Here is a 9644-nt window from a genome sequence, read left to right as displayed (position 1 = left end):
AGATCGGCATGGGCGACAACATCTGGCTCGGCGACCGCGACGGCGTCCGCACCCCCATGCAATGGAGCCCCGACCGCAACGCGGGATTCTCGCTCCGCGACTCCTCGCCTCTCCTGCCGGTGATCGACGACCCGATCTACGGCTACCGGGGGACCAACGTCGAGGCGCAGCAGCGCGGTGTGGGATCGCTGCTGCACTGGACCAGGCGGATGATCGACATCCGCAAGCGTCACCCGGTCTTCGGCCTGGGCGGGTTCACCGAGCTGAACTCGTCCAACCCGAGCGTCCTCGCCTTCGTGCGCGAGCTGGGCGACGACCGGATGCTGTGCGTCAACAACCTGTCGCGGTTCCCTCAGGTGGTCGAGCTCGACCTGAGCGGATTCGAAGGACTGGCTCCGGTCGAGGTGACGGGGGGCGTCCCGTTCCCGCCCGTCGGCGAACTTCCCTACATGCTGACGCTTCCGGGGCACGGGTTCTACTGGATAGAGATCCAGTCCAGGTGATCGCCGGGGCCTTCTCGTATCGAGCCCTCCGATGTCCTCGGCGGCGCGGGTTCCGGTTCGGGGGGCGTGCCGGTCAGGGGGCGGTGATGGCGGTGCCGCGTGCGAGGAGCAGGACGACGTCGACCGCGGCGACGGCGATCGCCGCGGCGAAGGGGACGCGCGACGAGCCCCGGCCCAGTGCCAGCCCTCCCGCGGTGAAGGCCCCCGCGGCGACCAGGGCGGCCCAGCCTCCCGCGTCCGGCGGCTCCGGGGGGCCGAAGACGAGCAGGGCCGTCGCGGCCAGCAGGGGCAGCGGGATCAGGACGCGGACGCGGGCGACGCCGAGCCGCTGCGGCCAGCCCCGGACCCCGCCCGCGAGGTCCGCGGGGATGTCGGGGAGCACGTTGGCCAGGTGCGCCCCGCAGCCCAGCAGCGCCGAGGCCGTCACCGCCCACCAGGCGGGCCACGGGTGTCCCGGCAGGCCCAGCGTCACGAACCCCGGCAGCGAGCCGAACCCGACCGCGTACGGCAACCAGGACAGCACGGTCGCCTTGAGCCCGAGGTCGTAGGCCCACGCCGCGGCGACGCCCGTCAGGTGGACGGCACCGGCGGCGGGACCCGAGGCCAGCGAGAGCGGCACGCAGAGCGCCAGGGCCGCGAGCGCGGCGGCCCACACCGTACGGGCGCTCACCGCGCCGGAGGCGACGGGTTTGCCGGTGCGGCCCGCGACGGCGTCCCGCTCGGCGTCCACCGCGTCGTTGCACCAGCCGATCGAGAGCTGCCCCGCCAGCACGGCCGCGGCCACCAGGGCGCACCCGGCCGCGTCGCGCCCGCTCGCGACGGCCAGCGCGGTCACCAGGACGGTGACCGCCGCGGTCGGTCCCGGGTGACAGGCCAGCAGCAACGCGCGTACGGCCCGGGGCGACGGCCCGGGACCCAGGCGCGATGGCCGGCTCGTCGTCACCCGTCGATCGTAGGCGGGAACCGCGCGGAGCGCGGGCACCCTCGCGGACCGGACCGGATCGGCTGCGGACCGGATCGGCGGCCCCGCTTCCCGGCCGCCCGCTCCACGAGGCCGGGGCACGGCTCTCTCCCGGCCTCACGGACGTGGCGGCACGACTCCCCCTGACCTCACGGGTCCGGAACGCGACTCCCGTGCGGACCGGAACGCTTCGGAAAGCGGGCACGGAGGACGCGGTGACGCATGCCGCACACGACGGGTGGGCAAAAGGGAGGTGTCCGCTGTTCGCGAGCCGGGGGTTAATAGATGACGCGAATCGTCGCTGTCCGCGGCGCCCTCCCGCCGAACCACCACTCCCAGGCGGAGATCACCGACGCGTTCGCGCGGGCGTGCCTTCCCGAGGGGGCCAGCCGCCGGTTGCTCGACAGGCTGCACGCCTCCGCGCGGGTGGAGTCACGGCACCTGACGCTGCCGCTCGAACGGTACGCCAAACTGGACGGCTTCGGCGCGGCCAACGACGCGTTCGTGGAGACGGCCGTGGAGCTGGGCGCCGAGGCGGTGGGCGGGGCGCTGGAGGACGCGGGGGTCGTCCCCGAGGACGTGGACATGATTCTCTTCACCTCGGTGACCGGTGTCGCGGCGCCCTCGGTGGACGCCAGGCTGGCCGGGCGGCTCGGGCTGCGCCCGGACGTCAAGCGGATACCGGTCTTCGGCCTGGGCTGTGTCGCGGGGGCGGCCGGGATCGCCCGCCTCCACGACTACCTGCGCGGCTGGCCGGACCATCTGGCGGTGCTGCTCTCGGTCGAGCTGTGCTCCCTCACCCTGCAGCGCGGTGACGCCTCCGTCGCCAACATGGTCGCGAGTGCCCTGTTCGGTGACGGGGCGACGGCGCTGGTGGCCTGCGGCGACGAGTGGCGGCCCCGGCGTACCGGACCCTCCTCCGCCTCCCGTACGGCCGGGGCGAACGGCGCGTCCGCGACGACGCGGCCCGCGGGCCCCGCCGGGTCCTCCCCGCCGAACGCGCCCGCGACGCACCACCGGCTCCCCCTCCCCGGCCCCTCCGTCCCCTCCACGGCCTCCGCGTCTCTTTCGGGATCCGCGCCCGTGACGCACCGGATGCTCCCCGAGCCGACGGGAGCGTACGGGATCCCGGAGCAGGTGGCCGCGATGACGGGGCCGACGGTGGTGGCCTCGCGCAGCCACCTGTATCCCGGATCCGAGCACGTGATGGGCTGGCACGTCGGCGACACCGGTTTTCGCGTGGTGCTCGACGCGAGCGTTCCCGAGGTGGTGCGCACCTACCTGGCGGACGACGTGCACGGTTTCCTCGGCGACCACGGCCTGAGGGTCGAGGACGTGACGGCGTGGGTCTGCCACCCGGGCGGCCCGAAGGTCCTGGAGGCGGTGGCGGAGACGCTGCGGCTTCCCGAGGGCGCGCTGGACCTCACCTGGCGTTCGCTCGCCGCGATCGGGAACCTGTCCTCGTCGTCCGTCCTGCATGTCCTGCGGGACACGCTCACCCTGCGGCCACCGCCGCCGGGCACGCCGGGGCTCCTCCTCGCGATGGGGCCGGGCTTCTGCTCCGAACTCGTACTGCTGCGCTGGTAGGAGCCCGATGTCCTGGCATCTTTCTTCCTGGTATCTACTGCTCGTGCTGCTCATCGGCCTGGAGCGCGTCGCCGAGCTGGTCGTCGCCCGCCGCAACGCGCGCTGGAGCATGGCGCGCGGCGGGGTGGTGTCCGGGCAGGGCCACTACCCGTGGATGGTCGTCCTGCACACCGGCCTGCTCGCCGGATGCCTGGTCGAGGCGGGCCTGGCCGACCGGCCCTTCGTGCCCGCGCTCGGCTGGCCGATGGTCGCCCTGGTGGTCGCCGCGCAGGGGCTGCGCTGGTGGTGCGTCACCGCGCTGGGCCCGCAGTGGAACACCCAGGTCATCGTCGTACCCGGCCTGACGGCGGTGGAGCGCGGCCCCTACCGGCTGCGGTGGCTGCGCCATCCCAACTACGTCGCGGTGGCCGTCGAGGGGGCGGCGCTGCCGCTGGTGCACACCGCGTGGGTCACCGCGCTGGTGTTCACCGTGCTCAACGCCGCGCTGATGGTGGTGCGGATCCGTTGCGAGGAGGACGCCCTGGCCTCGCTCGCCGCAGCGCCCGCCACCGCGACGACGGAGAACGTGTCGCCCGCCGGCGGGGCACCCGCGTGATCGACGTCCTGATCGCGGGCGGGGGACCGGCGGGGCTGGCCACCGCCATCCACGCCGCCCTGGCCGGGATGGAGGCGGTCGTCGTCGAGCCCAGGGCCGTACCGGTGGACAAGGCGTGCGGCGAGGGGCTGATGCCCAGCGGGACCGCCGCCCTGGGGTCGCTGGGCGTGCGGGTCGAGGGCAGGCCGCTGCGCGGCATCCGCTACCTGGACCGCCGGTACGAGGTGGAGGCGGCGTTCCGCGACGGGCCGGGCCTGGGCGTGCGGCGGACCGCGCTGCACGCCGCGCTGGCCCGGCGGGCGCGGGAGCTGGGCGTGCGGGTCGTGCCCGGCAAGGTGGACGGCGTGCGGCAGGACGGCGGCGGGGTCGAGGCGGCGGGCCTGCGCGCCCGCTGGCTGGTGGCCGCGGACGGCCTGCACTCCCCGCTGCGCGCCCTGCTCGGGCTGGAGCTGCCGGGTCGCGGGCCGCGCAGGTACGGGCTCCGGCGGCACTACCCGGTCGCGCCGTGGACGGACTTCGTCGAGGTCCACTGGGCGGCGGCCGGTGAGGCGTACGTGACACCGGTGGGCGAGAACCTGGTGGGCGTCGCCGTGCTGAGCTCGCGGCGGCGCGGCTACCCGGAACACCTGGCGGACTTCCCCGCGCTCCTGGAACGGCTGGAGGGACCGGCGGCGACCCCGGTACGCGGGGCGGGGCCGCTGCGCCAGCGGGTACGCGCCCGGGTGGCCGGGCGGGTGCTGCTGGTCGGCGACGCGGCCGGCTACGTCGACGCGCTCACCGGGGAGGGGGTGTCGCTCGCGCTGACGTCCGCGCGGTTGCTGGTCGACTGCCTGCGGGCCGGTACGCCGGGGTCGTACGAGGCCGCCTGGCTGCGGCTGTCCCGGCGCCACCGGTTGCTCACCGGGGCGCTGGTGGGCACCCGCCGCCACTGGACGGCGGGGCGGCTGATCGTCCCGGCCGCCCGGCGGATGCCCTCCCTGTTCGGCGCGGCGGTGCACGCCCTGGCCTGACCTGGAGGGTATCCACCGGGCCCTTCACGGTCGTGTCCTGCTGGACAGTCCACGGTGTCCGGCACGGCAGTGCACGGCCCTGGCCTGACCGGGAAAACCGTGTCCCCTGCCAAGCCCTTCCCGGTCGTGTCCCGCCGGACGGTTCACGGTGTTCGGCGCGGCGGTGCACGCCCTGGCCTGACCTGGAGGGTATCCACCGGGCCCTTCACGGTCGTGTCCTGCTGGACGGTGTGCGTTTAGCGCGAGACCTTGTGGACGATGCCCAGCCTCGGGGCGTAGTGGTTCGTGCCCTGGAAGCGGATCCGCCACTCGCCGCCCGTGCGGTCGTCCACGGTCCGGGCGAAACGTCCCTGGGAGTCGGTCGTGGCACCGGCCACCTTCGTCCAGTCGGCCTTCTCCCCCGGCCGGTGCAGGATCTCGACGGGCTGGCCGGGGAACGGCGCGTAGTCGAGGTCCCCCCGAGGGTCGACCCTGTTCAGCACACCCGTCACCCGTACGCCCGAGTCCCCCCTGACGGCCTCCACCCCGCCGAACCTGGTCAGGCGCTTCAGCAGGAAGCCCGTGTGCCCGGTGACCTCGGCGCCGTCCGCGCCCTTGGCGGTCACGGCGACCGTCCAGGGGCCCGCCGGGTACCACCGGCTCAGGCTCTTCTGCGGGGCGAACCGCCAGGTCTCCCAGCCCTCCCCCGGGCGGGAGACGATCCTCCCCGGCCCCGCGCCGGGGGCCAGGCGGGCGGACACGATCGGGCCGGGCGCGGGCGCGGGACCGGGCGCGAGGGCTGGGCCCTGGGCGGGTCCCGGGCGGGGCGCGGTGACGGGGAAGGAGCTGTTCGCCGAGGCCGGAAGCCCGCCGGGCTCGACCTTGATCCTCACCCCCTCAGGGCCCGCGACACCCCGGGCCACCACCTCTATCACCATGCGTACGGAGTCGGCGGGCCCGACCACGGGGGCCGCGGGGCGCAGGGTCACCGAACGGATCGTCAGTTCCTCGGCGTCCGCGGCCGGTGCTCCGGCCGGCATCGGCAGGGTCACTGCCCCGGCCGCCAGGGATGCGAGAAGGACTCTCATCGTCATGATCAAAACGCTAGGAGGCGGCCGGTAACAAGCAGGTAGAGGACACACGCCCCGTTGGGCAAAGCGCGGGCGGGCCACCGGGCCCGGGGGTGAAAACCCGAGACCTCGCCACCCCGGCATCCGGCCACCGGACCTCGTTCGCCCCGGGCTCCGCACCCAGGGAAGGTCCCGTTCATCCCAGGCCCCGCGCCCAGGAAAGACCTCGTTCACCCCGGACTCCGCACCCAGGGAAGGTCCTGTTCGTCGCGGGCTCCGCACCCAGGAAAAACCCCGGGCCTCGCGCCCGGGGAAGGTCCCGTTCACCCCGGGCTCCGCGCTCCAAAAGGACGGAGCCCGGCGCCCGGCGACGGCGGGCGCCGGGCGGCTCGTGGGCGGCCCGCGATCAGCGCGAGATCAGCTCTCGTACATGCCGTCGATGATCTCCGCGTACCTGGCGTGGATGACGCGGCGCTTGAGCTTCAGGCTCGGGGTGAGCTCCGCGCTCTCGGCCGTCCACTCCACCGGCAGCAGGCGCCAGCGCTTGATCTGCTGGACGCGGGCCAGCTTCTCGTTGGCGACGGCGATCGCGCCCTCGACGGCCTTGAGGACGTCGGGGTGCTCGGCGAGGTCGGCCAGGGTGGTGAACGTGACGCCGTTGGCCTGGGCCCAGCCGGGGGCCACCTCGCCGTCGAGGGTGAGGATCGCCACCGGGTACGGCCTGCCGTCGCCGTAGGCGAGGGCCTGGCCGATGAGCGGGTGCTCCTTGAGGTGGCTCTCGATGTTGGCCGGGGAGATGTTCTCGCCCCCGGAGGTGATGATGAGCTCCTTCTTGCGGTCGACGATGCTGACGAAGCCGTCCTCGTCGACGGAGCCCACGTCGCCGGTGTGCAGCCAGCCGTCCTCGTCGAGCAGCTCGGCGGTGGCCTCGGAGCGCCCGAGGTAGCCGCGGGTGTTGGCCGGGCTGCGGGTGATGATCTCGCCGTCCTCGGCGATCCTGACCTCGACGCCGGGACCGGCCTGGCCGACCGTGCCGAGCTTGAAGCGGTCGGGGGCGTTGGCGGTGAACGCGCCGGTCGTCTCGGTCATGCCGTACACGTCCAGGACCTTCAGCCCCAGACCGGCGAAGAAGCGCTGGACCTCCGGCGGCATGGGCGCGGCGGCGGTGGCGAGCCAGCCCGCGTTGTCGAACCCGATCATCGACCGGATGATCGACAGCAGGGCGGCGTCGGCCCGCTCGTAGGCGGCCAGGACCTCGGGTGAGGGGGTGCGCCCGTACTGGTTGGCCTCGATGTAGGCGAGCCCGGCGGCCATGGCCTGGCGCACGCCCTCCTGCTGCTCCTCCGGCTGGGTGGCCAGCAGCGCCTGCAGCCGGGCCATCATCTTCTCCCAGACGCGCGGCACGCCGAAGAACAGCACCGGCTTGACCTGGCCGAGGGTGGCGCCGAGCTGGGCGAGGTCGGTGCAGAAGTGGGTGTGGGAGAACTTGAAGAGCGGCAGGTAGAGGCTGAGCACCCGCTCGGCGATGTGCGCGTAGGTGAGGTAGGAGATCTGGGTGCCGTTGGCGGGCAGGTCGGCCATCCGGTTGGTCGCCACGACCTCGAAGAACACGTTGGAGTGGGTGAGCGGCACGCCCTTGGGGTTGCCGGTGGTGCCGGAGGTGTACAGGACGGTGAGGACGTCGTCGGCGGTCACCGCCCGCCAGCGGGCGTCGACGGCGCCGGGGTCGGCGGCGAGCGCCTCGCGGCCGAGGGTGAGGAAGTCGTCCCAGGAGACGAACCGGTCGCCCTCGGGGGCGCCCTCCAGCACGATGACCTTGCGGAGCCCGGGGAGCTCGTCCAGGGCCGGCTCCCACCTGGCCAGGTCGGCAGGTCCGCCGAGCACCGCGATCCTCGCCGTGACGTCACCGGCGACGAAGGCCACCTGCTCGGGGGCGAAGGTGGAGTAGACCGAGCAGGACACGCCACCGGCGTGCACCGCGCCCAGGTCGGCCAGCACGTGCTCGCTGCGGTTGACCATCATGAGCGCGACCGCCTCGCCTGGCTCAAGGCCGAGGGCGGCGAAACCGGCGGCGATCTCCAGGACCCGCTGCCTGGCCTGGGAGTACGTCAGGGTGGTCCAGCCCCCCTCGGCGGGGTCGGAGTACGCGGGCGCGTCGGGGTTGCTCTCGGCCGCCTCCTTCAGCTGACCGCAGACCGTACGGCCCGCGATCTCCCTCTCGATCGCCGCCCGCTCCTCAAGGACATCGGCCATGACGCGCCTCCTGAAAGTGCTCACTTGCACGAGTGGCATGCATCGCACCACACGCCGTTCCCCTCGGACAAGACCCTGATAGGGAGAAGAAACGCCACATTGCACAACCGTCTTTCCCTCGCCGAGAGGTGGCGTACGTAGAGTTAGCCTCTGATCACGCGATGACGTTCGGGGGGACGCATGCCATCGGGGACACGGGCTCGCGAGAAGACCTTCTTCGGGCACCCGCGCGGTCTCGCCACGCTGTTCGGCACCGAGATGTGGGAGCGCTTCAGCTGGTACGGCCTGCGGGCCATCCTCGCCACCTTCATGGCCGCCTCCCCCGCCACGGGCGGTCTCGGGCTGACCGAGCAGACCGCCCAGGCGATCATCGGCATCTACGGCGCCCTCATCTATCTCGTCGCCCTGCCCGGCGGCTGGATCGCCGACCGGATACTCGGGGCCCGCAGGGCGGTGCTGTGGGGCGGCTTCGTCATCATGTGCGGCCACATCAGCATGGCGATCCCCGTCGAAACCGGCGCCTTCGTCGCGCTCGGGCTGCTCCTCATCATCGCCGGGACCGGGCTGCTGAAGCCCAACATCTCCACGATGGTCGGCAAGCTCTACCCCCGGGACGACGACGCGCGCCGGGACGCGGGCTTCTCGATCTTCTACCTCGGCATCAACATCGGCGCCTTCATCGCCCCCATCGTCGTGGGCCGCCTCGCCGAGGGCGACCGCTGGCACCTGGGCTTCGGCGCGGCGGCGGTCGGCATGGCCCTGGGGCTGGCCCAGTACGTGCTGGGCAGGCGCCACCTCCTGGGGACGGGCGAGCGGCCGGGCCACCGGCTCACCCCGCGCGAGCGCAGGCACTTCGTCCTCGCCCTCGTGGTGGCCGTCCTCGTGGCGGGCGGCGCCCTGGCCGCGTGGGCGGCCTCGGGCACCTTCAGCCTCGACACCTTCGCCCTGGTGATGACGCTGCTCATCGTGGCGGTGCCGGTGCTCTACTTCGGCTACATCCTGCTGGGCAGCCACAACCTGAGCGACGACGAGCGCTCCCGGATGAAGGCCTACGTCTGGTTGTTCGCCGCCGCGGCCGTCTTCTGGATGGTCTACGATCTGGCGCCGACCGTGCTGCTGTTCTTCGCCCAGCACAACACGGACCTGTCGCTGTTCGGCCTGCGGATCACCCCGGCGACCACCCAGGCGTTCAACCCGCTGTTCATCATGATCTTCGTCCCGGTCTTCGCGGCGCTGTGGGTGCGGCTGGGCAACCGGGTGACCGCTCCCCACAAGTTCTCCGTGGGGCTGTTCGTCAACGGCCTGAGCTTCATGATCATGGCGCTCGCCGCCACGCTGGCCGCGACCGGGAGGATCTCGGTGTGGTGGCTGGTGCTGGTCTATCTCGTCCAGGTCTTCGGGGAGCTGGCGCTGAGCCCGGTCGGACTCTCGGTCACCACCAAGCTCGCCCCCGAGGCGTTCAAGAGCCAGATGCTCGGACTGTGGTTCCTCTCCTTCTCGGTGGGCGACGCGGTGGGCGGGCAGACGGGACGGCTGAAGAACCACATGTCGGAGCCCGCGTACTTCCTCACCCTCGCCGCGATCTCCATCGTGGCGTCGCTGGTGCTGCTCGCGTTCTCCGGCAGGCTGCACGCGATGATGCGCGAGCACCGTCCCCCCACCTAACGGAAAGCCCATATATCCGGT

8 protein-coding genes are annotated in these 9644 nt (G+C 73.0%); 5 read left to right on the top strand and 3 right to left on the bottom strand.

The genetic code is table 11. The features are described from left to right. The coding region (locus ACW9TB_RS35865) for an alpha-glucosidase C-terminal domain-containing protein (RefSeq protein ID WP_472752561.1) at positions 1–503 on the top strand (503 nt) is incomplete at its 5' end. Between the two features lie 73 nt (positions 504–576). Here the strand turns inward: ACW9TB_RS35865 and ACW9TB_RS35860 are convergent. After that, complete coding sequence (locus ACW9TB_RS35860; RefSeq protein ID WP_472752560.1) at positions 577–1446, bottom strand: UbiA family prenyltransferase; 870 nt, start codon at positions 1444–1446, stop codon at positions 577–579. A 303-nt stretch (positions 1447–1749) separates the two neighbouring features. Here ACW9TB_RS35860 and ACW9TB_RS35855 point away from each other — a divergent pair, with 303 nt between their 5' ends. The 3 genes from ACW9TB_RS35855 to ACW9TB_RS35845 are packed head-to-tail and all read left to right on the top strand — an operon-like array spanning position 1750 to position 4656. After that, a complete protein-coding gene (locus ACW9TB_RS35855) occupies positions 1750–3051 on the top strand; it encodes a 3-oxoacyl-[acyl-carrier-protein] synthase III C-terminal domain-containing protein (RefSeq protein ID WP_472752559.1) in 1302 nt (433 codons plus the stop codon). Positions 3052–3058: 7 nt separating this feature from the next. After that, a complete protein-coding gene (locus tag ACW9TB_RS35850; protein ID WP_472752558.1) occupies positions 3059–3646 on the top strand; it encodes an isoprenylcysteine carboxyl methyltransferase family protein in 588 nt (195 codons plus the stop codon). Next, on the top strand, positions 3643–4656 hold the full coding sequence (locus ACW9TB_RS35845) for an NAD(P)/FAD-dependent oxidoreductase (protein ID WP_472752557.1): 1014 nt from the start codon (positions 3643–3645) through the stop codon (positions 4654–4656). Before ACW9TB_RS35850 ends, ACW9TB_RS35845 begins: the two co-directional genes overlap by 4 nt. 236 nt (positions 4657–4892) lie before the next feature. Here the strand turns inward: ACW9TB_RS35845 and ACW9TB_RS35840 are convergent, their stop codons facing one another. Both ACW9TB_RS35840 and ACW9TB_RS35835 read right to left on the bottom strand, forming a co-directional pair. Then, complete coding sequence (locus ACW9TB_RS35840; RefSeq protein ID WP_472752556.1) at positions 4893–5729, bottom strand: hypothetical protein; 837 nt, start codon at positions 5727–5729, stop codon at positions 4893–4895. A gap of 393 nt (positions 5730–6122) precedes the next feature. After that, positions 6123–7958 carry an AMP-dependent synthetase/ligase gene (locus ACW9TB_RS35835; protein WP_472752555.1) on the bottom strand — a complete coding sequence of 612 codons (1836 nt, stop codon included), beginning with the start codon at positions 7956–7958 and terminating at the stop codon, positions 6123–6125. Positions 7959–8138: 180 nt separating this feature from the next. On the opposite strand from ACW9TB_RS35835, the gene ACW9TB_RS35830 reads away from it, so the two are divergent. After that, positions 8139–9623: a peptide MFS transporter gene (locus tag ACW9TB_RS35830; RefSeq protein ID WP_472752554.1), complete on the top strand. Its 1485-nt coding sequence runs from the start codon at positions 8139–8141 to the stop codon at positions 9621–9623. The last annotated feature ends 21 nt before the right edge of the window (positions 9624–9644 follow it).

This window comes from Streptosporangium sp. H13245 (assembly GCF_055690525.1).
This window is presented reverse-complemented; position numbering and strand designations above follow the sequence as displayed.